Origin of the sequence: Allokutzneria oryzae, from assembly GCF_042429765.1 — a bacterium.
Taxonomy (GTDB): Bacteria; Actinomycetota; Actinomycetes; order Mycobacteriales; family Pseudonocardiaceae; genus Allokutzneria; species Allokutzneria oryzae.
This window is the reverse complement of sequence record NZ_JBHLZU010000009.1, coordinates 199,677-225,664: the sequence shown is the minus strand read 5'-3', so window position 1 is coordinate 225,664 and position 25,988 is coordinate 199,677. Positions and strand designations below refer to the sequence as shown.

The following is a 25,988-nucleotide window of genomic DNA, read 5'->3' as shown; positions in this document are numbered from 1 at the left end:
CCCCGGTCACCCCGCCTGCGACGCCGAGCGCACGGGGTCGAGGCTTGATGACGTGCGTTTCCAACAACCGAAGCGGTGTTGTCATTCAGTGTTGCTTCGCTGGGTGTTCGTCATCGGTGTTGTTGAGGGTGTTGGCGTGTCTGCGGAGTGAACTCGGAATGACAGTCCTTCTGGGCTGCTCAGCCTCAGAACAGCCTGGCCGGTCTCTCGGGTCCAGGTAGCGAGCCCCTGGCCGTGGTTCTGCACGCGGGAGAGGACACCGTCTAGATCACCAACCCCGACGGAGAGCTCGCACTGCGGGGCAGCGATGGTTTCACGCGTCGTCATGAATGCGGCAGCCCGCAGGGGAGTGCCTGTCACCTCGTAGTAGAAGTCCCGGGCCTGGTCTGGTTGGTCGCAGGCCAGGACCATGTGGTGTGGGGCGCCGGGGAAGCGGGGAGGGATTCTCCACCCTGTGAACTCGTGGGGCTGCCACAGGGAAAAGGCAGCGCCGACAGGGTCGATGAGCGTCGCCATACGGCCTTGATCGCCCGCGTCGAAAGGAGCCACGACAAGGCGTGCGCCGTTCGCTGTCGCCGCTTCGGTGCGGTTGTCGACGTCGTCAACGGCCAGGTAGTAGGCGACGTGGGCGGGGGTGTTCGGTGGGTAGACCGGATTCGCGAGGTCGCTCACGCTGCCGATCCAGTGACCACCGACGGCTATCTTGGTGGCCTGGCGCCAATCCTCCTCATCCACGGCGAAGCGCCAGCCCAGTGCCTCCGACAAGAAGGCAGCGGTGCCGGATTGATCGCGTGTCTTGAGGTCCATCCAGCAGAATTCGTTCGCCGAACCGAGGGTGGTCATCGTCTTCTCCTTGTCCGCCCGCTACTGGCTATCGACTCTCCCGGCGACTGAGCAAGCGAGTTTCCACAACCAGCCTTCGCCAGCAGATGAGAGCGCATCCGAGGGTGAGAAAGGATTCGTGGATGTCGTCCCGGATCTCCCAGCGGATCCGTAGACCGCGGAACCAGTGCGGGTGAGCGAAGGCGCGCTCCACGACCCAGCGGTGGTGCCTAGCCCGGAGCCGTGCTCGGTGCCGCGTCGGGCGATGAGCGGTTTCACGCCGAGAACCCAAACCAGGCGGCAGCGCTTGAGATCCGTCTTGTTGCCCTTGGAGCGAACTCGGCTGACCTCGGACAGGGATGGGTTCGCGCTCGCCCTTCTCATTCGGGGAGAAATGACCAACTTGTAGGCTTGCGGGCTTCCGGCGCGGCGGGTCAGCGGCAGCAGGTCATGCCGTTGCGGGTGACGGGCTTGAGGCGCAGTCGCGGGTCGCTGGTCTGGGGCGCCCGATGAGTTCATCGACGGGCACGCGCAGCTCACGCGCGAGTGGCAGCAGGAGTTCCATGGTGGGGCGGCGCTGTCCGGATCCCAGGCGCGAGAGCGTGCTGATGGAGATGCCGGTCGCCGCGGCGAGATCGGTCAGAGTGATGTAGCGGTGCGTGCGCGGGCCCCGCGGCCGGGGGCCGACGGCCGCCGTCGTCGCCACAACGTCGTCGTCCGCACGTCCACTTTGCCACTGCAGCAAGGATTCTTGCGGCTCGGCGGGGCCGCGCGGACTCTGGTCACACGCGCCCCACGCCAGGACGGGGCCGCCTTCCCGCCGAGGAGACGGTAAGCCGATGACCAGGGACAGCAGGACCATGGCCGCCGCGAGCGGGCCCAGGGAGGAAGGAACTGAGCCGCATGCCCCGGCGCTCGTTCACCATGTCGCCAGCCGATTCGTCCAGACGTACAGCCTGACGCGGGTCGACCCCGAATTCGACCAGCTGTTTGCCGAGACCGTCGAGGTGTGGCACAGCTTCGACCACGAGACGACGTCGCTGCCGGGTCGCGAGTTCGCGGGCGCGATGCTGCGGATGCTCCGCGCAACCGCCGAAATCGTGCGTGACCACTCTGACCGGATCTGGTCCCTCAAGGTCGACCACGACGGTTTCGCACTGGCCGCAACCGCCTCAGGCGAACTGGGGGACGGGACCCCGGTGCACATCTCCCGTTGCCTGCTGGTGACCGTTCACGAGGGCCGTATCACCCGCATCTGTGAGTTCGGCGACCAGCGGCAGCGCGCGCCGCTGGATGAAGCTCTCCGCGCTGCGGGCCGATTCCGCAGCTGATCCCCACTCGCCTCCCGACACCACAAGGAGTCACGATGGACGTCTTCCTCACTGGCGCGAGCGGCTACATCGGCGGAGCCGTTGCCGAGCGCCTGATCCGCGATGGGCACACCGTGCGCGGCTTGACCCGAACCCCCGGCGTGGTCGATACCCTTTGCGCTGCGGGCATCGATCCGGTCGTCGGCGAGCTCGACGATGTCCCGCTGCTTCAGCGGGAAGCCGAGCGGGCGGACGCGGTCATCAACACCGCGAACAGCGACCACCGCGGCGCCGTTGAGACCTTCATCGGTGCGCTCCGCGGCTCGGGCAAGATCCTGATCCACACCAGTGGAACAAGCGTCATCGGCGATGACGCCCAGGGCCGAAGCGCGTCAAGCACTGTCTTCGACGACGCCGTGCCCTTCACCCCGGGCGACCATCCGATCCGGCGGGCCCGGCACGCCGTCGACGCCGCTGTCGTCGATGCTGGTGGAGCGGGGATCCGCTCGGTCGTGCTGTGCAACTCGCTGATCTACGGCAACGGCACGGGCCCGCGCCCGCAGACCGTGCTGATCCCTCCGCTGGTCGCCCAAGCCCGCACCAGTGGAGTCGTGCGCGTGGTCGGGCACGGCCTCAACCGCTGGTCGACCGTCCATCTCGACGACATGGCCGACCTGTACCACCTGGCTCTCACCGAGCCGGCGGTCACGGGGTTCTACTTCGTGGAGGGCGGCGAGGACGTCTCGTTCGTCGAGATCGGCGAGGCGATCGCCCGGCGGCTGGGCCTGGGGCCGGTCGAATCGTGGGATCTGGACTCCTCCGCGGCCGCGTGGGGGGAAGGGTTCGCCCGCTACGCGCTCGGCGCCAACAGCCGCGTGCGCGCCACCCGGGCGAATGCCCTCGGCTGGCGACCTTCGAGTCCTTCGGTCACCGACTGGATCGAGCATGACATGCCCGTGCACCAGCGGACCTGATGTGCGGATCATCGCCACGCCACACCGATGAGGCCGACGAGCGTCACGTGACCTCGATGGAGCAGATCGGCCCGATCCGGCAGATGAGGCGGAGCTGGTAGTCCGCTGTCCCAATCTCCTCGCCCTCGTCGTCGTAGGCGGTGAGCAGGCAGGTGAAGGCGGACGGAACTGCGAGACTGCACGCCTTGTACGACGGCAAGCTCCGCTGGAGGAAGCGCTGATGACCCCCTATTCACCGGAGATGGCCGAGTACCGCGGCGAGACCTACTTCGCGGGCGCGGAAGGCCCTGACCACGTCTGGATCCGCAAGGTTCCCGGCGTGGCCTACGCCAACGCGGAGGGCTTCCAGACCTACGGCAACCGTGAGTTCGCAACGGTGGCTGTGGAAGAGCTCCAGGCTTGGTACTTCGAGAGGTGCACAGCGACCTGGCGCGGGCAGCGGTTCGCCGTCGTCATGATCCACGACGGGAAAGCTGAGGCGGGCTACGCGGGCGGCGACTACGTGTGGGCCGCGCAGAACGGGCTTGAAGGCGATCAGTACAACGGCTTCCGAGCCACGCTGAACGTCGACGAGCTGGAGAACGTGCAGATCGAGCGCACCGACCTCCTGGCGCGGTGGAGAGAGAAGAACCCGGGCTGAGCGGTGCGCGAGGCGGTGGACGTGACCGTCTAAGGACAACTTCGTCTTCTGGAACGCCCAGGTGAAGTTCTGCGTGCCAGCGCGCCCGATCGTGGTCTGCGCCGTGCGGAACACGACTGGCAGGCGGACGTACTGCTTGCCCAGGCGCTCCACCCAGGTCGGCTTGCCGGGGTCGAGGAACCCTTGCACCGACTGGAGGTAACCGAGGAACGCCTGAGCCTGCTCCCGAGTCAGCCCACCCGGAAGCATCCCGTGCCGACCCTGGATGCCCGATCCAGCGGATGGGGACGGCGCACGAGCCGTGGTCGGTCCGGTCACCGCTTCGGCGGATCTCGGACTTGGCGCCGTCGAGGCAGATGACACCGTCGTAGTCGTGGACCTGGCCGATCCAGGTCTTCTCCATCCGGGTGTCCAGCACGGGCTGGGTCAGGACGGTCAGCAGCGCGTCGTCCAGCAGCTTCTTCGGGGCGAGCGTGGCCTCGGTCAGCCCGGCGCGCGCCTCCGACGAGCGCGCCGCAGGGCCGGGTGTCGCCGAATCGGAGCCGCCGCGTCCGAACAAGGCCCAACCGCCGATGCCGAGGCCGAGCACGAGCACCACCGTGGCCAGTTCTGTCCGTGCTGCGGCATCATGCCCCGGATACTCTCATTCCGGGTTTCAGGACACCGTCAATCTGCTTCTCGACGACAGGCTTTCAAGCACGCCTGAATCCACGTCGAGAGGTCCTTCCCTGCGCTTCTCGCGCGGCCTCCAGTAATGTAGGTTGTCGCGGACGACGACATCTTGATCTCCTTTTACCCGCGGGATTCCCGAGCTGTTCCATCGCGATGTCGCCATGATCAATCTCAGTCGTCGTCTCACTTCCTTGGGTGCGGTTGACCGGGAGCGGTTCGCTTGCATGTTTCTCGGACCAGCGTGTCCCTACCGGTCCGTCACCACTGCGACGGCGGCTGCGTCCACAATAGATAAGGTTCTCCCGTGCACCCGGACACTTCTCCTTCATCGCGTCAGCTCGCGCGTACGTCGGCCGCCAGGCCGCGCCACGCGGTCGTCGGCGTACTCTCCTGCCTCCTGCTGGCCTCGTGCACGAGTCTCGTTCAGGGCAGTGCGATGCCTGTCCCGGGCGGCGTCATGACCACTCCGCCCGTCACCACCTCCTCCAGGTCGTCGGTCAAACCTTCCACGCAGCCTGGAAAGGTGGGCGAGAGGATTGATCCCTGCCTGGTGGTCAGCAAGGTCCAGGGCAAGCTCAAGCTGACGAAGGAGGGCCAGAAGGAGGAGCCGCAGCTGAGCACCTGCCAGTTCAGCGGTCCGTCGATATCGCAACAGGACACCCGGCCGGCATATGTGGTCATCCTCGGGGTCGCCTATGACGGTGGTCTGTCTTCCGTGCAGCCCAAGCAAGGACAAGTGTTCAAGGAACTGGACATCAACGGCAGGAAGATGAACATGGTGGCACCTGTCGGGGAGGGCAAAGCCTGTCGCATCTCGCTCGATCTGACCGCCACCAGCCGGTGGGTCGTCCACCTGCTGGGCACGGACGACAACACGTACGAGAAGGACTACATGTGCCCCGATGCCGGTGTCATCGCTGAAGCGATCGAACCGGAGCTGCCGCCAGTCCGGTAATGCGGCGTTGTCGGCACCTGAGAAACGTGACACAAACCGAGCGAAGCCTCGTGTGTGACACCGTGGCGCAATGCAAGGGTTGAACCCCGCATCAACCAGGCGGCCTTCGAGCGCCTCAAGCTGATCCCCGCCGTACTGCGTAACGTCGCGACCCGCGACGTTGTGCGGCAGCAGGATTGCGGCTCCAGCGTTCATTTCCCCGGTGGGTGGCCTGTCACTGGCACACGCCGATGCCGACACAGCGGTCTTGCGCGCGGCGGCCGGGCGCGGCTTGCCGATGGGGTTGCGCCGTCCGCATGGCCCTCACAACAGGCTTGGCGGCGCTGGAGAAGCGACCGACCCGAGCGAACAGTTCGGGCAACGTCCTGGCCTCGGCCAGCGTCGCGCGGCCGAGCCAGCGGAGCTGAGGGCAGCCGTTCTTCCAGGAACCTCGGCGGCCGGGACTGAACCAGCGGTCAGGCCTCGAACCGGGCGAGCAGGTCGTGCAGCACCGCGGTCTCGGTGGTCTCCTGACCGGCGGGCAGTAGCCGCAAGGCCCGGGTCCATGCGGTGCGGGCGGCCGCGTGGTCACCGAGGTCGCGGTGCAGCGTTCCGAGGTCGCGTAACGCCTTGGCCGAGTGGTGGTGGTAGCCGAGTCTGAACCACGCGTCGGCGGCCTGACCGTAGAAGTCGAGGGCGTCGGCGAATCTGTTCGTGCGGTGGGCGATCAGGCCAAGGTCCTCCAAAGTGGACGCTTCGGCGACCTTGTTGGCCGAGCTGCGGCATTTCTCAAGTGCGCTCTCGCAGAACGGAAGCGCTTCGTCGTAGCGGCCGAGCTGGGCGGTGTGGTAGCCGACCGCGTTCATCGCCTCGGCCTCGCGGGCAGCGTTGCCCGAGGCCCCGTACAGGCGCAGTGCCTTGGTCGCGTGGTCGAGCGCCCGCTCGTGGTCGCCCGTCTCGGCCCACGCCACGGTGAGGCTGCGGTGCGTGTGCGCCACTTCGTTGAGGTCATCGCCGTCCTCGACGATGGCGAGAGCGGTGTGGAGGTGGTCGAAGGCCTCGGGCAGGTGGAGCCGAGCGCAGGCGTCGCCCAGAATTCGGCTCGACCGGGACACCAGAGCCGGATCCCCCAGTTCCCGCGCGGCATCCAACGCGCGCTGCCAGGTCTCCCGCTGACTGTCCATCCGGTTTCGCCGGAAGTGAACGGTTTTGAGCACCCAGGCCAACTGCCAGACCTCGGAATGCCAGCCGTGGTGCGCCGCAAACCGCTGTGCCGCCAGCAGGCAGTGGTGCTCCGCGTCGAACCACGCCAGAGCGTCGTCCAGCGCGAGCGGCCGGCAGCCGGGCGCCGGCGGGGCGAGGTCGATCGGCCGGGCGTACGGCAACAGCGACGTTTCGCCGAGCAACGCCGTGTGCAGGTAGAAGTCGATCAGCCGCCGCAGCGCGATCGTGCGCTCTTCGGCCGGGATGTCCTCCTCGGCACGTTCAGCGGCGTAGAGGCGGACGAGGTCGTGCATCCGGTAGCGGTCACCAGCGGACCTGCTCAGCAGGCTCCCGGCCTCCAGTTCGGCGATCAGCCGCCGTGGTGGGACCGGGCTCAGCGACTCGACCGCGGCCGCGCTGATGTCGGCACCGGGTGCGAGGGACAGCAGGCCCGCCAGCACGATCGCGTCGTGGCTCAGCGCCTGGTAGGACCAGGACAGCACCGAGCGCAGGCCCATGTTCGCCTCGTCGGTGTCGAGCGCGTCGAGGCGCGCTGTTTGCTCGCACAGCTCTTCGGCGATCCGCGCCAGGGGGAGACTTGGGCGAACACACGCTCGTGCGGCGATGACGACCAAGGCGAGCGGCAACCCCGCGCAGTGCTCGATCAGCTCGGCGACCGCGCCAGGCTCCGCGGCGACGCGGGGTTCCCCGATACGGCGGGCGAGCAGCACTCGGGCCTCGTCGTCGGAGAGCACGTCCAGCTGTGCCGACACCGCCCCGTGCAACGCGACCAGCCCGGTGAGCGGGCGTCGGCTCGTCACCAGGACCGCGCAGGTCGTGCCGCCGGGCAGCAACGGCACGACCTGGTCGGTGTCGGCGGCGTTGTCGAGCACCAACAGCATCCGTCTGCCCGCGGTGGCACTGCGGTAGAGCGCCGAGCGGTCGCTGTCGCTTGCGGGCACGGAGCCGTCGTCAACACCGAGCGCGGCGAGGAACCCGCGTTGCGCTTCGGCCGAGGACATCGGGTTGGCGTTCGGGCCGAAGCCGCGCAGGTTCACGTAGAGCTGGCCGTCGGGGAAGCGGCCGGCGTGCTGGTGGCTCCAGTGCAACGCCAGTGCGGTCTTCCCGGTGCCGCCGAGCGCTGAGATCACCACCGGCGCCTCGCTCGATGCCGAGGTGAGCAGCGCGAGCTCCTGCGCGCGGCCGGTGAAGCCGTGCGGTGCGGCGGGCAGCTGGCGGGGCGTCGGCAGGCCGGCTCCTGGCGAGGTGGCGGTGCCGCTCGCCGCGGCCAGCAGCTCGTCCTGCTCCGCGAGCGGGAGGTCGAGAGCCTGTGCGAGCAGCCGCACCGAGGCGAGCTGGGGATTGCCGCGCTTGCCCGTCTCGATGCCGCGGATCGTGCTGACCGAGATGCCCGACCGTTCGGCGAGCCCTTCCTGGGTCAACCCGGCGCGCTTGCGGAACCGCCGCACCGCCGCGGCCAGCTGATCTGTCACGTGCCCTTCCTACCAGCCGGACCGGTCACAGATGACCGGTCCGTGACCTGTTCCCAGGGGGCAGCTCGTACGGACCATGAGCGGCGGTCTGCGTGGGGCAGGCCAGGAAAGAGGAGGGCGGGCCGTGGCTCGTTCAACAACCGGGGCCGGGCTGAGACGGCTGGCGGTCGGAATGGCGGTCGTGCTGGGGGTGACGGGGCTCGCGGTGTTGCCGTCGTCGTCCTGGTGGAGTCCGGAGGCGCCGGTCGAGCGCGTCGCGGAAGCGGCTGACACCGCGGTTGCGCTCCAGGCGGCGCGCAGGCAGGGAGAACCCGTCACGGTGACTGGGCTGACGACCGAGACGCGGACGGTGGTCGCGCGGCAGGACGGCACGCTCACCGCCGAGCTCAGCGCGGCGCCCGCGCGCCTGCGCAAGGACGGCAGGTGGGTCTCGATCGACCCGACCCTGGTCTCCGGCAAGGAGAACACGGTGGTTCCGCGGGCCGTGGGCACGGAGGTCGTGCTGTCCAACGGCGGCAAGACGCCGTTGCTCCGGATCGGTGCACCTGGCCGGTCGGTCACGTTGACCTGGCCCGCTGAGCTGCCGGCTCCTGTGCTCGACGGCGCCACCGCCACCTACCCCGGCGTCCTGCCCGATGTCGACCTCGTGCTCACCGCCCAAGCCCAAGGTGTGGTGCAGCACCTGCGCGTGCACAACGCCGAAGCGGCGCGCAACCCCGCGCTCGCCCGCGTCCGGTTCGGTGTGACCACCGATGGCCTGAACGTCCGTGCCGTGGACTCCGGCGCGCTGGAAGCGGTCGACAGCGCGGGTGAGGTCGTCTTCGCGACACCGCCCGCGACGATGTGGGACGCCTCCGGTGAACGCCGTGCGAAGGTCGGCATCGAAGTGGAAGCCACGTCGCTCACGCTCGTGCCGGACGCCGGGCTGCTCACCGATCCCGCCGCGAAGTTCCCGGTGACCATCGACCCGGACTGGTACACCAACGACCGCAAGGACTGGACGAAGGTCTTCTCCGGCAAGCCGGACAGCAAGCACTGGTACGGCGGCAACGACGTCGACACGTGGGCCAAGGTGGGGCTGTGCACCGGCTGGGCTTGGTGCAACGGCATCGGTACCGCGCGGTCGTACTTCCAGTTCGACACGTCGTTCCTGCGCGGCAAGCGGATCATCAGCGCGGACTTCAACGCGACGATCGTCTACGGTCCCCAGTGCGTCACCTCCGACCACGAGCTGTGGATCGCGAACGCCACCTTCGGCCCGGACACCACATGGAACAACGCTCCCGGCGGCACCTACGTCGACACCAGCCCGGCGGCCAGCAGCTACAACGGATGCGTTGGCAACAAGCCGATCGGTTTCACCGCCGGGCAGTACATCAACCCGAACGGCTGGTCCGCGTACTTCATCAAGGCGGCCAACGAGAACGACAAGTCCGCGTGGCGCAAGTACGACGCCGCCGGCACGAAGATCGTCGTCAACTACAACACCCGGCCCGGCGCGCCCACCGACCTGACCACCGACCCGCCGCGGACGGCGTGCAAGTGGTGCGATGGCGTGCCCTACGTCGGCGATGACTTCATCCGCCTGAAGGGCAGGCTGGCCGACGCGGAGAACGACCAGCTCACCGCGATCTGGGACGTGTACGGCGGCGCGAAGACCGAACACATCGAAGGCCCGACGCTGGGATCGGGCAACGTTTTCAGCACCACCCTCGACCTGCGGAACAGGCATGAGCAGCGGGTCACCTGGACGTTGTGGGGCAGGGATCCCGCGGTGGACGGCGGCGACTGGCGCAACGGCCCGGCTTTCGTGGTCGACCGCGTCGGCATCGACAAGACACCTGGCGTGACCAGCTTCCTGTACCAGGAGGACAACCGCTGGCACGGCGGTGTCGGGGTCCCGGGCCGGTTCGTCTTCGACGCCGCCGGAGTGCCCGATGTGGACCACTACCTGTACGGCTGGAACGACCCGCCCTCGACGAAGGTCGACGCCGACAAGCTCGGCGGGAAGGCCGTCGTCGACATCGCCCCGCCCGGCGACGGGCCGCGTGACCTGTACGTGCAGAGCGTCGACCGCGCAGGGCACCGCAGCCCGGCCAAGAAGCTGCACATCTACGTGCGCGCGGGCAACGGGCCGCTGGCGCAGTGGTCCTTCGACGGCAACGCGCGGGACACCGCGTTCCTCGGCGACCGGCACGGCACGTTGAGCGGCAACGCGAGCTACACGGCGGCGGGCGCCGTGGGGTCGGCGATCGCGCTCGACGGCGCCACCGGGTACGTCACCGCGCCCAACACCGTGCGCACCGACGCGAGCATGACCGTGTCTGCTTGGGCGAAGGTCGACCAGGGCACGGGCGCGCGGGCGGTCATCAGCCAGGAGGGCGACCGGTTCGCGGGCTTCACCCTCTGGTACCGGCCGGACAACGGCGGCCGATGGGTGTTCGCGATGGTCAACCCGGACGCGGCCGACAAGTGGGCCGACACGGCGTGGTCCTCGACCAATGCTCAGATCGGCGTGTGGACGCACCTGACCGCCGTGTACGACGGGCCGGCCAACCAGTTGCGGCTCTACGTCAACGGTGTGCTGTCGGCGACGCAGACCAGGATCGCCACCCCGGTCAACTCCACCGGGCCGCTGCGCGTCGGGCGCACGCAGTGGGACTCCAACCCCGGCCTGGACTACTTCGCCGGTGCGATCGACGAGGTCAAGGTCTATGACCGGATCTTGTCCGACGCTGAGGTGCGGTCCGCAGTGAGCAGGGACGCCGTGCAGGTCGGCCACTGGAAGCTCGACGAGACCGAAGGCTCGACGGCCGCTAACGCCGTTGCAGGCGGCACCATGGGCGTGTTGCAGGGCAAAGCGAAGTTCACACCGGATGGCGCGGTGAACGGTGCGGTGCGTTTCGGCGAACCCGGCGACCACGTCACGACCGGTCAGCCCGCGGTGCGCACTGACCAGAGCTTCACGGTATCCGCGTGGGTCCGTCAGGACGAGGCACTCGCACCCGGTCTTCCCGCCGCGGCCGTGACGCAGGACGGCGCGGTGATGAGCGGGTTCTACCTCGGCTATCGGCAGCGCACGGATGGCGGCGGCAACTGGGAGTTCTACCTGCCCAGCGCCGACGCGGCCGAGCGCCCCGCCGACGAGGGCGTCTGGAGCGGTTCGCTGGCCCAGCTCCGCACGTGGACTCACCTCACTGGCGTCTATGACGCGCCCGCCAAGCAGATCCGCCTGTACGTCGACGGTGAGCTCGCCGCTACCGCGCCACGCGAGAAGGGCTTCAACGCCACGGGTCCGTTGTTGCTCGGCCGAGGCAAGTGGCAGGGCGACGTCGGCCACGAGTGGCGCGGCGCTGTGGACGAGGCGCGCGTGTTCAGCCGGGTCGTCTCGGCTGAGGAGGTGCGGGGCATCGTGGGCCGCGACAACGTTGCGGCAGGCCACTGGAAGTTCGACGGCAACACCCAGGACTCCTCGCCGCGCGCGCTGCACGGCACGCCGGTGGGTGCCACGGCCTACGTGGGCGGGCAGTCGAGCATGCCCGACCCCGCGGACCTGGCGTTGCGGCTCGACGGAGCCGCGGCGGTGGGCACCCCGCACGTGGTGGACACCGACCGCAGCTTCTCGGTGACGGCGTGGGCACGAGCCGATGAGAACGGCGGCACGGTGCTGTCGCAGGACGGCACCAAAGTCAGCGGCTTCACGCTGACCGCGCGATCCGACGGGAAGTGGAGCTTCGGGCTGCCCACCGCGGACAACGCGACCGCGGCACGAACCGAGGCCGTCGGCGGCTCAGTTCAGAAGGGACAGTGGACACACCTCGTCGGTGTGCACGACGCCGGCGCCAAGCAGATCCTGTTGTACGTCAACGGGGTCCAGGCCGGGACCGCCGCGCACACCCAGGTCTGGAACGCCGCAGGCGGACTTCAGATCGGCCGCTCCAAGCAGGGCGAGCACTTCAAGGGCTCGATCGACGATGTCAGCGCGTACTCAAGGTCGTTGTTCGCCGGGGAGATCCAGGCCATGGCGGGCAGGGACCTGACGCTGGCGCACAACTACCCGCTCGACGAGGGCAGCGGCCGCAACGCCGCCGACGCCGTCGGGTCGCGCACGGCGGCGCTCAGCGGTGACGCCGCGTTCGCTCCCGGCCGGGTCGGCAACGCCGTCACCTTCGGCGGTGCGGGCGCCGCCGCGACCACCGGCGTCGACGTGCGTTCCGACCAGGCGTTCACCGTCTCGGCCTGGGTCCGCCTCGGCGAGAAGACGTGCACAGCGGGAGCCTGCCGGACGGACGCGGTCACCATCGACGGGACGCGCACCAGCAAGTTCCGCCTCGGTCACCTGATCGACGACGACAACAGCCAGCTCGGCGCCTGGATCTTCGAGATGCCCGAGTCCGACGCCGACAACGCGCGCATCACCAAGGCCGCGGTGTCGACGCTGCCGTCGGAGACGAACCAGTGGACCTTCCTGGTCGGCGTGTACGACCCGGCGAGCAAGAAGATGTGGCTCTACGTCAACGGAACCAGGGTCGGTGACGGCACGCTGGACAACGCCTGGCCCGCGAGCGGCGCGCTGGCGATCGGCCGCGGCAAGGTCAACGGTGCCGCCGCCGAGCACTGGAAGGGCGGTGTCGACGACGTCCGGCTCTACACCGGGCAGCTCGACAAGGACCGCATCACCGCGCTGTACCGCTCTTACCCCGCGCAGCAGGGCGCGGCGACGTTGCCCGTCGCGGACGCCGGGCACTGGCGGCTCAACGGCAACGGCGACGACAGCAGCGGCCGTGACCAGGTCATGACCTTCCAGGGGGGCGTGTCCTGGGGAGGCGGCCAGACCAGCGCGGCCGCGGAGTTCGACGGGACGTCGGGCTACGGCCAGACCTCCGGTCGCGTCGTGGACACCGGGAAGAGCTTCTCCGTTTCCACGTGGGCGTTCGCTACCGACACCGGCAGTGGCAACCGGACGGTCGTCGCCCAAGACGCCTCGCGGCAGAGCGCGTTCTCGCTGGGCTACCACGGGGCGACGAAGAAGTGGGCGGTGCTCCTGCCGAGCGCGGACCAGGACAACGCCACAGTGCCGGTGCTCACTTCGAGCGAGTCCGCGGTGGCGGCCGAGTGGACGCACCTCACGTTGTCCTACGACGCGAACCTGAAGCAGGTGCGGTTGTACGTCAACGGTGTGCTCTCCGGTGCTCAGACCGGCCTGACGGCGCTGCCGTCCTCAGGCCCGCTCTCGCTCGGCCGGGCCAGGGTCAACGGTGCGGCGGCCGCGTTCTTCAAGGGCAACATCGACGACCTGCGGGTGTACTCGAAGGCGGTCAGCGACGGGGAGGCACGGCGTATCCACGACGACATGCCCGACCGGGACCTCGCGTTCTATCGGTTCGACGACGGCGCCGCGAAGGACATCACGTGGCGCAAGGCCGAGGCGGCGCTGAGCTCGGGCACGAGCTTCGGCGCGGGCGTGAGCGGTCAGGCGCTCCAGTTCGACGGCGTGTCCGGCACGGCGACCACTCCGTCCAGACTGTCCATGCGGGACAGCTTCACCGTGGCCGCGTGGGCGAAGCTCACCCGTGACGACCGGGTCGCGACTGTCGCGAGCCAGGACGGCGACCGGATGAGCGGCTTCGTGCTGCAGTACCGGCCTGTGGAGAAGAGGTGGGTCTTCGGTGCCGCCGCGTCGGACACCGACGGCGCCCCGCTGACCTACGCCGCATCGCTCGTACCGCCGAAGGTGGGGGAGTGGACGCACCTCAACGGCGTCTACGACTACGCGGGCAGGCAGCTGCGCCTGTACGTGAACGGGCAGCTCGTCGGAACCCGGAACAACGTGGTGCTGTGGCAGGCGACCGGCAACGTCGTGCTGGGCAGGGAGAAGACGAACGGCAAGCCGTCAGGGTTCTTCGCGGGCGCGCTGGACGAGGTTCGCTACGGCGCGGGCTTCGCGACGGACTCCGACATCGCCGACCGCGGTGGCTGGGCCGCGCCGAAACCAGCTCAGCTCGGCAGGTTCGTCAACGCGGCGGGCGACCGGTTCACCGGTCGAACCGACACGGTGCTGGAGGGCTACCACCTCGAACGCGCGCTCGGGTTGCCTGCCGCAGAGGGGCCGCACACGAAGATGACCTACGCCTGTCGTTCGGGAGCGGACGCTTTCACCTCGTCGGATCCGGCGTGCGAGGGCGGTCAGAAGATCGGTGACGTGGGCCTGGTCTACGAGGTCCAGCCGAAGAATGTGCCGACGTTGCCGCTGTACCGGTGCCGGGCCGGCGGGGACAGGTTCGACTCCCGCGACGCGGCGTGTGGCGGTAACACGGTGGACGGCCTGCTCGGTTACTCGGTGGCCTACGCCGACTTCGCTCGCCACGTCCTCGACGGCTACGAACACGCCAGCCTCACCGACGGCCCGGCGCCGGGCTACCGAGCCGAGGGGAGCCACGGGCTGCTGGCACTGACCGCGCAGCAGGGCACGCGGCAGTTGTTCAACTGCCGCAGCGGCTACGACCACTTCGTCTCAACAGACAGCACGTGCGGTGGCAAGACGGTGATCGGGGTGCTCGGCTCGATCTGGACCGCAGCACCGGAAGGCGTGGACAACAGGCCGTTGTACCAGTGCGTGCTGCCCGGCGGCGACGGCGACCACATGGTTTCCAACCGCGCCGACTGCGAGGGCTTCCCGCCTGAGCGCATCGGTTACGTGCTCACCGCGGTGCCTGGGGTGACGGCGGTGTTCGAATGACTGGGGGAAAAGTGAAAAGGCTCATCGCAAGAGCATTAGCGGTCGTGCTGACCTCCTCGGTGCTGACCGCCACGCTCGCCGCACCAGCGCTGGCCGCAGGTCCGTCGGTGCCACTGCCGAGCACGCCGTCGACACCGGTGAGCGAGCAGAAGATGGGATCCAGGGCGCCCGACCAGGCGTCGACCAACGCATTGCAGGGCGACCAACCCTCCGGTGCCGCACCGGAGGGCGGCGGTACCCCGACGGCGACACCACTGTCCCCTTCGGCCAGCTGGGACGTCTCCGCGCACACGGGTGACTTCACCTGGTCGTACCCGCTGCGCGTACCGCCATCGCCCGGTGGCCACGAGCCGGACCTGTCGCTGTCCTACTCGTCGTCCGGTGTGGACGGTCGTACGAGCGCGACGAACAACCAGGCGTCGTGGGTCGGTGACGGCTGGGAGCTTTCGGCGGGCTTCGTGGAACGTCGCTACGGTGCCTGCGCCGACGACAAGGCGGGCGGCACCACTCCGCCGAAGGAGTCCGGGGACCTGTGCTGGCGCAGCGACAACGCGATCGCCACGTACGCGGGCGGCAACGGCCCGCTGATCCGCGACGACAAGACAGGCGAGTGGCGCGCGGAGTCCGACAACGGCTCCCGCATCGAGCGTCTCACCGGCGCGGGCAACGGCGACAACGACGGTGAGCACTGGCGCATCACGACAGTGGACGGCACGCAGTACCTGTTCGGCTCTCGGTCGGACGCGGCTTCGACGTGGACCGTGCCGGTGTTCGGCGACGACGCGAGCGAACCGTGCCATGGGGCGAGCTTCGGCGCGTCGATGTGCACGCAGGCCTGGCGGTGGAACCTCGACAAGGTGATCGACCGGCACGGCAACGTGATCAACTACAACTACTCGCCTGAGACGAACTCCTACGGCGCAAACAACAAGGACGCCGCTGTGCAGTACGTGCGTGGCGGCACCCTGAAGACCGTGGAGTACGGCATGCGGGACGGCCAGCCGCAGCCGACCGGCCGCGTGGAGTTCACCACCGCCGACCGGTGCGTTCCCGGCAGCGACTGCAAGCCCGAGAAGAAGGACAACTGGCCGGACGTCCCGTGGGACACCAAGTGCGAAGGCAGCACCTGCAAGGACAAGCACTCGCCGTCGTTCTGGTCCACCAAACGTCTGGACAGCATCACCACGAAGGTGTGGAACGGCTCGTCGTTCAGCGACGTGGACAAGTGGGTGCTGGAGCAGCAGTACCCGGCGCCGGGTGACGGCGAGAAGGCCGCGTTGTGGCTCAAGGGCATCACCCACACCGGGCTCGCCGGCACACCGGTCACCCTTCCTCAGGTGACCTTCGAGGGCACGAAGATGCCCAACCGCGTCAACAAGTCCGACGGCGTAGGCCCGCTGCTGCGCTACCGCATCACCGGCGTGGTCTCGGAGAGCGGCGGTGTCACCACCGTCCGGTACGCGCGACCGGACTGCGTGGACGGCGTGTCGATGCCCGTGAACCCGGAGACGAACACTCTGCGCTGCTTCCCGGCGAAGTGGGCGAAGAAGGACTTCTCCGAGCGAACCGACTACTTCCACAAGTACGTCGTGGAGGAGGTCGTGCAATCCGACCGGATCTCGGCGAACACCGAACAGGTGTCCGGCTACACCTACCTCGACGGCGCGGCGTGGGCCTACGACGACTCGGAGTTCACCAAGGAGGAGCACCGCACCTGGAACGAGTTCCGCGGATTCCGCCGGGTCCACGTCCGCCAGGGCAAGCCCGGTGACCCCAGCGGCCCGGTGACGCTGACCGAGAAGCGCTTCTACCGCGGCATGAATGGTGACAAGCAGCCCGGCGGCACCCGCACGGCGAAGGTCCCCGACTCGGAAGGCGTCGAGCGCGTGGACGACAAGTGGTTGCGAGGCCTGGAATATGAGACCCAGATCCGCGACGGCGACGCAGTGGTGGAGAAGACGCTCTCGACGCCCGTGGCGCAAGGACCGACTGCCACGCGCGGAACCTTGAAGGCCTACATCGTGGGCCTCGGCACCGAAACCACCTACACCACCCTGGCGGGTGGAGGCAGGCTCACCACCCGGACCGTGACGACCTACGACGACCGGGGTCAGCCGATCACAACCGACGACCTCGGTGACATCGCGACCGCGACCGACGACAAGTGCACGCGCACCACCTACGCCCGCAACACTGAGCGCTGGCTGCTGACCTCCGTGGCACGCGTCGAGACGGTCGCCGTGGCGTGCGGTACGGCCCCCGTGTTCCCCCGCGACGCGATCACCGACACCCGGAACGCGTTCGACGGCAAGGCATTCGGCGAAACCCCGGTCACCGGTGACGTGACGAAGAGCGAGGTGCTGAAGGACCGCCCCGCGTCCGGACCCGTCTACGCACCGGGCTCCACCACCGGATACGACGCGTACGGCCGCGTCACCTCCTCCGCCGACGCACTCGGGCGCACCACGACAACGCGCTACACCCCCGGCACCGGACTGGCGAAGGACGTAGTCGTCACCAATCCGCTGGGGCACGCGACCACGACGACCGTCGAACCGTTCTTCGGGCAGCCGACCGTCGTGGTGGACCCCAACGGCCGCAAGACCGAGACCGCCTACGACGCACTGGGCCGCAAGACGGAGGTGTGGCTGCCCAACCGGGCGAAGAAGGACGGCGTGCGTGGCAGCGCGTGGTTCTCCTACAACTACCGCAAAGACGCGCCGACGGTCGTCACCACCACGAGCATCGGCCCGAACGGCAACTTCACCAGTGGCAACGAGATCTACGACGGTCTGCTCCGGCTGCGACAGGCGCAGATGCCGGCTCCCGGCGGCGGCAGGCTGATCGTGGACACCCGCTACGACTCGCAGGGCCGCATCTACAAGTCGACCATGCCGTACTTCAACGACAGCGCGGTCGACGACAAGCTGTTGCTCGCCTCAGATACCGACATCGCCATGCACACGGTGCTCGAGTTCGACGGCGCGGGCAGGCGGACCGCCGCGATCACGAAGGTGGGCGCTACCGAGAAGTCGCGCACCACCACGAAGTATGAAGGCGACCGCAAGCACGTCACGCCGCCGCAAGGAGGTACGGCCACCACAACCGTTGTGGACGCACGAGGTCAGGCGGTTGAGCTGCGCCAGTATCACGGAGCAGCGCAGACCAGTCCCTACGACACCACGAAGTACACCTGGACCGCCGCGGGCAGGTTGGCGACCGTGGTCGAGCCGGCGGGTAGCACGCGGCGCTACACCTACGACCTGCGCGGCCGCAAGGTGACCGAGGAGAACCCGGACCGAGGCACTACTAAGGCGAGCTACGACGATGCCGGACAGACAGTGTCCACAACGGACGCCAGGGGCACCACGCTGACATTCGACTACGACGCCCTGGGCCGTAAGACGAAGCTCAGCAGCGGCGCTACGACGTTGGCGGAGTGGACCTACGACACAGTGGCCTACGGCAAGGGGCTGCCCGCGGGCGACACCCGTTACGTCGACGGCAATGCCTATAAGACGCAGATCGTCGGCTACAACGCGTCGAACAAGCCGCTCGGCACCACGGTCACGATCCCGGCGTCGGAACAGACGCTGGCGGGCTCGTACACCACGCATGCGCGGTACAACCCCGATGGCAGCCTGGCCGGCACCACGTTCCCGGCGATCGGCGACCTGCCGTCCGAGTCCGTCATGCACACCTACGACGACCTCGGCAAGGCGACCACGACCTCGGCCGGAGCCGACGGCACCACCACCGAACTGGTGACGGATACGCAGTACACGCGCTACGGAGAACTGGCCCGCACACAGCTCGGTGAGACTGGCAAGCGGGTGTGGCTGTCGCGGTACTACGACACGAACACCCGCAGGCTCGCTCGTACCATCGTCGACGCGGAAGTGCCGAACCCGAAGCAGAACGACACCAACTACACCTACGACCCGTCCGGCAACATCAAGTCCATTGTGGACGGCCCTGACGCACAGTGCTTCCGCATGGACCACCTCCAGCGCCTCACCGACGCGTGGACTCCGGGCAACGGGTGCGAAGCGGACCCGAGTACCGCCGCGCTCTCCGGCCCCGCGCCGTACTGGCACTCCTACACCTACGACAAGGCGGGCAATCGTCTGACCGAGACCCAGCACGCCGCTGGGGGTGACACCGTCCGGACCGCCGCCTTCCCGGCGCCGGGTGGGTCGCACCAGGTGAAGTCGGTGGAGACGAAAACGCCCTCCGGCACGAAAACGGACACCTTCGGCTACGACGCCAGCGGCAACACCGTGACCCGCAACGGCCAGCGGCTCGACTGGGACGCTGAGGGCCGCACCACGCGGGTGACCGAGGGCGACAAGGTCACCGAGTTCGTGCACGACGCGGGCGGCGACCGCCTGATCCGGCGCGACCCGGTCGGGATCACGCTGTACCTGGACGGCCAGGAACTCCAGCTGGTCAAGGCGACCGGCAAGCTCCAGGCCACCCGCTACTACCAGCACGGCGGGACAGCGGTCGCGATGCGCGACGCGAGCGGCCTGACCTGGCTCGCGGGTGACCACCAGGGCACGGCGCAGATCGCGGTCAAGAGCGGTGACCTCTCGGTGATCAGGCGGAAGCAGCTGCCCTTCGGCGGCCCGCGCGACACGGCCGAGTTCCCCGGCGAGAAAGGCTTCGTCGGCGGCACCGAGGACGCCTCGACGGGGCTGGTCCAGCTGGGTGCCCGCGCGTACGACGCGGCACTGGGGCGGTTCCTGTCCGTCGACCCGATCATGGACGCCACCGACCCGCAGCAGATGCACGGCTACACCTACGCCAACAACAGCCCGATCACCAAGCTCGACCCGACCGGCCTGCTGTGGAAGTGGCTGGAGGACCTCGGCGACACCATGGGGGACAAGCTGGCGGAGGCCGGGAACTGGATCGCGGAGAACAAGTCCTGGATCTCGGTGGGCATCGGCATCGTCGGCATGCTGCCCGTCGTCGGGACGGGGGCCGGACTCGTGCTGTTCGCCGCGAGCACCGCACTGGGCGCCTGGGACACGGTCGAGGCGATCGAGAAGGGCGATGCCCAGCAGACCTCGCTCGGCGTGCTGGGACTGGCCATGGGCGGTGCTGGCCAGGCCTTCAAACTGGCGACGAAAGGAGCGGTCGCCGCGAAGGACGCGGTGACCACGGCCAACTTCTTGAGCGACTCGGGAGGCGTCACCGTCGGCGCCACCGCCGCGCAACTGGCCGACGAGAACGCGCGGAGGAAGAAGCAGGCGGAGGAATGGGCGCGCCTCAACGGATACCGGCCGACCTACATGGGTCCGACCCCCAAGCCCGTGCCGTTCGTGCCCTACCACCCGCCGACCGACATCGGCTGCATTGTCTCGGGTGCAGGCGCCGGGCCGCAGGTGTTGGTCAGCTGCGCACGATCGGACGTCGTGCGGCCACTGAACTCCAAGGCGTGCGTGACGGTCTGGTCGCCGCAGTGCGGAAAGGGCAGGAAGCTCCCTCCGGTGAAGCTCGGACCGCAGAAGCCGAAGAAGAACAAGTCGACGTTCTACGACCGCAGCGGCAACGAGGTCCGGGACGCGAGGAGCATGCCGAGCGACGGCAAGTACCAGACCGGCGACGGCATGTGGCACCGATCGGACGGACGCGGCAGGCCCTACTTCTAGGGCGCTGGTCTCCGAGCCCTGCCCGAAGGTGATCTTGAGCAAGATCGACCTGAGGTGACGAGAGGCCGTCTCATCTCAGCTTCTGGCTGAGTGAGACGGCCTCTCGCTGACTGTCAGGATGACGTGATGTGAACCTGCGGCCTCTTGCCCCGACGGCGTCAGGGGTGAGCTTTTCACAGCTCAGAGTGGGTATGGCTACTGTGTGAGGCGGTTGTTGAGCAGGACGTTGCCCGGCTCCACTCATCTCACGGCACCCCCAGCGGCCAGGCTCGTGAACGAGACGGTTGTCGGGTGCTGTACTTTTTCTGGACTAACGTTCCTTGAGCAGCCCCCCGCGCGGCTAGGTCGTGTCCTGCAAGTCGTCCCGATGCCCCGAGGCGCCGCCGCCCCGTGCCCCGCGTGCCCCCCCCGTGCACGCGTGAGCCAGCTGGCGTGGCCGGGGTTTTCGCGTTTTGTCACCTTGTTGCGCAAGAGAGCGCTCCCATCTCGCATCAAGGTGACAAAACGCGAAACGAGGGGCAGGTGGGTGAGGGCGCCAGGGGGTGGTGAGGTGGTGTTGTCACTTGCAGGACACCACCTAGGTCGTGTCCTGTAATTCGTTGCTCAGGGCTTCTCGTAGTTCTGGTGTGTGGTCGGCAGTTCCTCGGCCACCGCCTTGACGGTCGTCCCGTCCATCACCATGCCGAGGATTCTCCGCGCGGCACCGACAGTCCGCTGGTGGCCACCCGCACCAGCCCGGCCAGCGCCCGGGACCGGCTGTGCGGCGGCCAGGCGAGCACGGTCGTCACCGGCGGCGCGTCCAGCACCGGCACCGCGGCCAGGCCCTCGGTCAGATTGGCGCGGCAGGACTCGGGTAGGACCGCGGCGCTCCGGCCGAGCGCGATCATCTGGAACAGCTGCATCTGGTTGTGCACCTCGATCCCGGGTCCGTCGGGGTAGGTGCCGTCCGGGGCGGGCCACCGAGGCAGCGGCAGGTCCGGCAGTGAGCTGATCTCCGCGGTCCGCAGCCGGGGCGCGCGGGCCAGCGGGTGCGAGGTGGGCAGCACCGCGATCTGGCCCTCGGTGTGCAGGACCTCGGTGTCGAGCCCGGCGGTGGTGTCGAAGGGCTGGTGCAGCAGCGCCACGTCGGCGCGGCCGTCGTGCAGCGCGCGCTGGGGCTGGGACTCGCACAGCAGCAGGTCGACCTCGACCGCGCCGGGCTCGGCGGCGTAGCTGTCGAGCAGCTTCGCCAGCAGCTCGCCGGAGGCCCCGGTCTTGGCGGCCAGCACGAGCGCGGGCCGCCCGGTCGCGGCCCGCCGGGTGTGCCGTTCGGCTGAGGCGAGCGAGCTGAGGATCCGGCGGCCCTCGGCCAGCAGCACCGCCCCGGCCTCGGTCAGCCGGACGCTGCGGCTGGTGCGCTCGAACAGAGTGACGCCGAGCCGGTGCTCGAGCTGGGTGATGGTCCGGGACAACGGCGGCTGCGCGATGCCCAGGCGGTCGGCGGCCCGGCTGAAGTGCAGCTCCTCGGCCACCGCGACGAAGTACCGCAACTCCCGCGTCTCCACCGGCGCAGCCTACTGCCCGGCACCGATAGCGCCCGGGTATCGCTGCCGCACCCGATCGGTGTTGGTCCTGGGCCGGTCCCCGCCCAGGATCGACGGCATGAGTGAGAAGACGATCGCGCTGGTCACCGGCGCGAACACGGGTATCGGCTACGAGATCGCGGCGGGCCTGGGCGCCCGGGGCCACCGCGTCGGCATCGGCGCCCGCAACACCGGAAGCCTGACCGAGGCGGTGGCCAAGCTGCGCGCGGCCGGCGTGGACGCCTTCCCCGTCCCCCTGGACGTGACCGATGACGCGAGCGTGACGGCCGCCGCCACCCAGCTGGCCGACCAGGAGGGCGGCCTGGACGTCCTGGTCAACAACGCGGGCACAGCGGGCACCTGGCCGGACGCCCCCTCGATGGTCACCCCGGCCAACGTGCGTGCGGTCGTGGAGACCAACGTCATCGGCGTCATCCGGGTCACCAACGCCCTGTTGCCCCTCCTGCACCGCTCCGCCCACCCGAGGATCGTCAACCAGTCCAGCCATGTCGCCTCACTGGCCCTGCAGACCACCCCTGAGGTGGACCTGGGTGGCGTGAGCGGCGCGTACGCCCCGTCGAAGACCTTCCTGAACGCGGTCACCGTCCAGTACGCCAAGGAACTCCGCGACACCCCCATCAAGGTCAACTGCGCCTGCCCGGGCTACGTCGCCACCGGCCTCAACGGCTTCCAGGGCACCCGTACCCCCGAGGAAGGCGCCCGCATCGCCATCGACCTCGCGACCCTCCCCGACGACGGCCCCACCGGCGGCCTGTTCGACGACTCCGGCCCCGTGCCCTGGTGACCTCGTCGCTCCACAGTGGAGCCAGGGTCAGCTGATCGACGGCGTCCTGGTCAACGCCGCGCTGGGCCCCGGCCAGCTCCTAGGGTCTGTACCGAAGTGGGTCGGAGCCGTTCATTGCTGGTGGCTACCTGCTCAAGGCCCCGGACGTGTCCGTGGAACGGATGGGCCCTTGCTCATGCGCAGGATCAAGGCGACCGCGTCCTCCGAGTGGACTGCCGGAGTCAGGACCTCCTGGAGGAGCAGGCCACGAATCGCGGCGATGGTGACGGTGGCCAGGGTCAGCGCTTCCTTGGTATCGAGCCCTTCGCGTTCCGCGAGCGAGGCCAGACTCTTGGTCAGGTCGTCGAGTGAGTCGATGAACTCGCGAAAGTTCTCTGGGCTGTACGCGGCCAGACCTACGACGTGAAAGAAGCCGCGGACACGCGACAGCTGTTCCGGGCGGGTGTAGGTCCGCCAGATCGCCATGACGAGGTCGTCGAAGGTGCCTTGCTGGGCGGCTTCGAGCAGTGCCTGGTTGTCCCGGGATCGCTGTGCCTTGAGCATGGCTGCCAAGACGCCCGGGAGTGACCCGAAGTGGTATCGCAGGAGGGCGTGGCTGGTCTCGGCCCTGGCGGCGATCTCACGGAGCGACATCTCCGGTGTGGGAAGGGCCTCCTCGAAGGCGTCGAGAAGCCGGGCCAGGAGGCGCTCGCGTGCGTCGCCGGTGCGTTCCGTGCTTGACAGGATCACTCCCACAGTTTATCCATTGGAAAAGAGACTGGCGGCGGCGTGTTGCGCACACATGGTCGCAGTCAGCGCCAGTGGAGGGAACGACTCGTGGGACGGTGTCAAGTGGTCGGTGCGACGGTCGTCGACGGATCGGGTCGCGACCCATTCGACGTTGACGTCAGCATCGAAGACGGGCACATCACCCAGGTCGGTGCCTCCGGGGCACATGGCGAGCGCCTCGATGCCGGAGGCCTGACGATGACGCCCGGCCTGATCGACGCTCACGTCCACTTGGGCTTGTCGAGCCCGATCCAGCCGCAGTTCTCGTTTGCTGTTCGCTGATCCCGCCAATGCCGTACTCGTTCTCCAGGCCGGCCAAGTTGTGAAGGACCTTCGATGAGCACCATGTGGCAGGGCTGCCTCGCCGACACCGACTACTTCGAGATGCGTTCCAGCGGTGGGCACGACTACGGCGTCTGGGTCACCACGCCACCGGGCTACGACCCCGCCACGACGCGAGCGCCTGCCGTGTACGTGCTCGACGGCAACTGGGCCGTGGGCATGACGGCTCCGCTCATCGTCACCCAGAAAGACCCGATGCAACAGATCCAGCCCTACATCCAGGTCAGCGTCGGCTACGCAGGCGAGGACGCACAGCACTGGGATCGGCTGCGCAACAGAGACCTCGTGCCGCCCGGCGAGCCCATCGCCAAGGAGCTCATCGATGCCCTGGAGATGGGAGTTCAAGCGGGCGCGAGGACACGCGAGGAAGCCGACGCCTACCTCGCCGAACTGCGCGACACCCACGCCGATGCGTTCCTGGGCTTCCTCACCGCGGAACTTCACCCGCGGATCGAACGCGACTACAGCACAGCCGCGAGCGGGCACGGTCTCTTCGGCTACTCCTACGGCGGACTCTTCAGTCTCTACACCTGGCTCACCGGCAGCACGCTCTTCGAGAGCATCGGAGCGGGCAGCCCCGGCGTCGCCGGTGAAGACAGTCAGATCTTCGCGCGGCTCGAAGAAATGGGCGACAGCCTGCCTGCCGCCAAGCTTCACCTGACCGTCAACGAGCGAGAGCTGCTCGGAGACCTGGCCGTCTACCAGAACCTCACGAAGAACGCGGCCACCGTCCTGCACCGCCTGACCGCCCGCGGCGGAGCCGTCACCAGCGCGGTCCTGCGCGAAACGCACGTGACTGGCCTGCAGGCCTCGTTCCTCAGCTACCTCAGGACCTGCCGGGCCCGGTAAGCGCGAACGCCCCGGCTCCGTGCGACCGCCGCTCGGGCTGCACCCCGTCGAAGGCGTCCACCACGGAGCCGGGGCGACAGTCCGCAGTTCGTCCCGGTGCTGGCGGGGATCCGGGTGCCACGGCTGGCCGGTGGCCGTCCGCGGTGCCGTCCTGATCGTGTGCTGGCCGACAAGGCCTGCACGTCCAAGGCCAACCGGGAGCATCTGCGTCGGCGGGGGATCCGGGCGACCATTCCCGGCAAGACCGACCAGGATGCTCATCGCAAGGCCGGGCGGTCGTCCACCGGCCTTCGACCCCGAGATCTACAAGCGGCGTCACCGTCCGCGGTCCACAGCCGGAGTCGTTCGTGGGCGGTCTTCCAGGGGTCGTAGCGGTCGGGCAGATCGCGCCGCTGGGCGCCCGTGCCGGCGGATTCAGACCACAACTACGCCCTCGTTCGTGAAGAGCTCAAAATAGTGCCCCTCTGAGCCTGGGCAAACGCGAATGCCGGTACGACAGCTTAAGGCTGTCCGTTCTGCCACCGCCGCGCCGCAGGACGCGGGTCAGCGCCAGCGGAACCGGTTGATGAGAACGGCAGCGGCTGGCACCCGGGACAACGTGGAGAACAAGCCGAAACCCAGCACAGCGCCGACTACGTTGAAGAGCAGATCGTTCACGTCGGCCACATGGCCGCCGCCCAAGAGGTTTCCAGTGACTAGTTGGGCCAGCTCGATCGCCAAACTGAACGCCGCTGCCACGGCCACCACACGCCACCACGAAGCTTTGGCTACGAGTAGCGGCACAAGTATCCCAACAGGTACGAAGACCAGAATGTTCATCACCGCGTCGCCGACCTCGTAGTCCGCGAGCGGCACGAGGTAGACCTTCCATAGTGCGCTGCGGGCGGGCTTGTTCAAGAAGATCGGGAATATTGTGTTCGCGACAACTCCGGCGGCGTACACACAGAGTGCAAAAGCGACGGCGGCGCGCGGTGCCGAGAGGCGGTCGCGGCTGTGCAGGTACCACAGCAGGGTCAGGAAGATCGCTGCCGCGACGGGAACTACCACCGGAAGCACCGGGACCTCACGAAACACTTCGCATCGCGTCCTTCCGCGAGCCGCAGCGCAAGACCTTGCCAACGCCTTGTCGGCACATCTTGCACTAGGCCACGCGCACCCGCGCGGTGGGGGGCTGGCCTATTGATGCCTTTGCCGTAGGTGTCTTCACTGCGCGCGATC

Annotated in this window: 16 protein-coding genes and 3 pseudogenes; 11 read left to right on the top strand and 8 right to left on the bottom strand. The window is 68.5% G+C overall.

Features of this window, described 5'->3' with window-relative positions:
* Positions 1-81: 81 nt before the first annotated feature.
* From ACFFQA_RS10760 to ACFFQA_RS10750, 3 genes and pseudogenes are all read right to left on the bottom strand, one after another.
* Positions 82-843 carry a VOC family protein gene (locus ACFFQA_RS10760; RefSeq protein ID WP_377851612.1) on the bottom strand — a complete coding sequence of 254 codons (762 nt, stop codon included), beginning with the start codon at positions 841-843 and terminating at the stop codon, positions 82-84.
* 28 nt (positions 844-871) lie between these two features.
* Positions 872-1,104: pseudogene (locus ACFFQA_RS10755) on the bottom strand (hypothetical protein); the annotation flags it as partial.
* A 166-nt stretch (positions 1,105-1,270) separates the two neighbouring features.
* A complete protein-coding gene (locus ACFFQA_RS10750; RefSeq protein WP_377851611.1) occupies positions 1,271-1,684 on the bottom strand; it encodes a helix-turn-helix domain-containing protein in 414 nt (137 codons plus the stop codon).
* Here ACFFQA_RS10750 and ACFFQA_RS10745 point away from each other — a divergent pair.
* Both ACFFQA_RS10745 and ACFFQA_RS10740 read left to right on the top strand, forming a co-directional pair.
* Entirely contained in the window at positions 1,662-2,153 is a 492-nt protein-coding gene (locus ACFFQA_RS10745) for a nuclear transport factor 2 family protein (protein WP_377851702.1), read from the top strand. The two genes, ACFFQA_RS10750 and ACFFQA_RS10745, sit on opposite strands and share 23 nt — an antisense overlap.
* A gap of 35 nt (positions 2,154-2,188) precedes the next feature.
* Positions 2,189-3,106, top strand: a complete 918-nt coding sequence (locus ACFFQA_RS10740) for an NAD-dependent epimerase/dehydratase family protein (protein ID WP_377851610.1) — start codon at positions 2,189-2,191, stop codon at positions 3,104-3,106.
* A 43-nt stretch (positions 3,107-3,149) separates the two neighbouring features.
* On the opposite strand, the gene ACFFQA_RS10735 is transcribed toward ACFFQA_RS10740, so the two are convergent.
* Entirely contained in the window at positions 3,150-3,305 is a 156-nt protein-coding gene (locus ACFFQA_RS10735) for a hypothetical protein (RefSeq protein ID WP_377851609.1), read from the bottom strand.
* A gap of 21 nt (positions 3,306-3,326) precedes the next feature.
* Here ACFFQA_RS10735 and ACFFQA_RS10730 point away from each other — a divergent pair, with 21 nt between their 5' ends.
* The 3 genes and pseudogenes from ACFFQA_RS10730 to ACFFQA_RS10720 form a co-directional block, all read left to right on the top strand.
* Positions 3,327-3,746 carry a hypothetical protein gene (locus ACFFQA_RS10730; protein WP_377851608.1) on the top strand — a complete coding sequence of 140 codons (420 nt, stop codon included), beginning with the start codon at positions 3,327-3,329 and terminating at the stop codon, positions 3,744-3,746.
* A gap of 1,195 nt (positions 3,747-4,941) precedes the next feature.
* Entirely contained in the window at positions 4,942-5,373 is a 432-nt protein-coding gene (locus ACFFQA_RS10725) for a hypothetical protein (protein WP_377851607.1), read from the top strand.
* Between the two features lie 160 nt (positions 5,374-5,533).
* Positions 5,534-5,647: pseudogene (locus tag ACFFQA_RS10720) on the top strand (alpha-hydroxy-acid oxidizing protein); the annotation flags it as partial.
* A gap of 181 nt (positions 5,648-5,828) precedes the next feature.
* Here ACFFQA_RS10720 and ACFFQA_RS10715 read toward each other — a convergent pair.
* Entirely contained in the window at positions 5,829-8,048 is a 2,220-nt protein-coding gene (locus ACFFQA_RS10715; protein ID WP_377851606.1) for an ATP-binding protein, read from the bottom strand.
* 124 nt (positions 8,049-8,172) lie between these two features.
* On the opposite strand from ACFFQA_RS10715, the gene ACFFQA_RS10710 reads away from it, so the two are divergent.
* Positions 8,173-14,787, top strand: a complete 6,615-nt coding sequence (locus ACFFQA_RS10710; RefSeq protein ID WP_377851605.1) for a LamG-like jellyroll fold domain-containing protein — start codon at positions 8,173-8,175, stop codon at positions 14,785-14,787.
* A gap of 44 nt (positions 14,788-14,831) precedes the next feature.
* Entirely contained in the window at positions 14,832-20,444 is a 5,613-nt protein-coding gene (locus ACFFQA_RS10705) for an RHS repeat-associated core domain-containing protein (RefSeq protein ID WP_377851604.1), read from the top strand.
* A 674-nt stretch (positions 20,445-21,118) separates the two neighbouring features.
* Here the strand turns inward: ACFFQA_RS10705 and ACFFQA_RS10700 are convergent.
* A complete protein-coding gene (locus ACFFQA_RS10700; RefSeq protein ID WP_377851603.1) occupies positions 21,119-21,988 on the bottom strand; it encodes a LysR family transcriptional regulator in 870 nt (289 codons plus the stop codon).
* Positions 21,989-22,085: 97 nt separating this feature from the next.
* Here ACFFQA_RS10700 and ACFFQA_RS10695 point away from each other — a divergent pair, with 97 nt between their 5' ends.
* Positions 22,086-22,811 carry an SDR family oxidoreductase gene (locus ACFFQA_RS10695; RefSeq protein ID WP_377851602.1) on the top strand — a complete coding sequence of 242 codons (726 nt, stop codon included), beginning with the start codon at positions 22,086-22,088 and terminating at the stop codon, positions 22,809-22,811.
* Between the two features lie 132 nt (positions 22,812-22,943).
* Here ACFFQA_RS10695 and ACFFQA_RS10690 read toward each other — a convergent pair whose 3' ends face one another.
* Positions 22,944-23,540, bottom strand: a complete 597-nt coding sequence (locus ACFFQA_RS10690; RefSeq protein WP_377851601.1) for a TetR/AcrR family transcriptional regulator — start codon at positions 23,538-23,540, stop codon at positions 22,944-22,946.
* 102 nt (positions 23,541-23,642) lie between these two features.
* Between ACFFQA_RS10690 and ACFFQA_RS10685 the strand changes: the two genes are divergently transcribed.
* The 3 genes and pseudogenes from ACFFQA_RS10685 to ACFFQA_RS10675 form a co-directional block, all read left to right on the top strand.
* The gene (locus ACFFQA_RS10685; RefSeq protein WP_377851600.1) at positions 23,643-23,861 is read left to right on the top strand and encodes a hypothetical protein; all 219 of its coding nucleotides are present in this window, start codon (positions 23,643-23,645) and stop codon (positions 23,859-23,861) included.
* Positions 23,862-23,915: 54 nt separating this feature from the next.
* Positions 23,916-24,770 (top strand): alpha/beta hydrolase, encoded by an 855-nt coding sequence (locus ACFFQA_RS10680; protein ID WP_377851599.1) that lies wholly within the window; start codon positions 23,916-23,918, stop codon positions 24,768-24,770.
* 36 nt (positions 24,771-24,806) lie between these two features.
* Positions 24,807-25,227 (top strand): annotated as a pseudogene (locus ACFFQA_RS10675) (hypothetical protein); the annotation flags it as partial.
* A gap of 86 nt (positions 25,228-25,313) precedes the next feature.
* On the opposite strand, the gene ACFFQA_RS10670 reads toward ACFFQA_RS10675, so the two are convergent.
* Positions 25,314-25,844 (bottom strand): VanZ family protein, encoded by a 531-nt coding sequence (locus ACFFQA_RS10670; RefSeq protein ID WP_377851598.1) that lies wholly within the window; start codon positions 25,842-25,844, stop codon positions 25,314-25,316.
* Positions 25,845-25,988 lie beyond the last annotated feature (144 nt).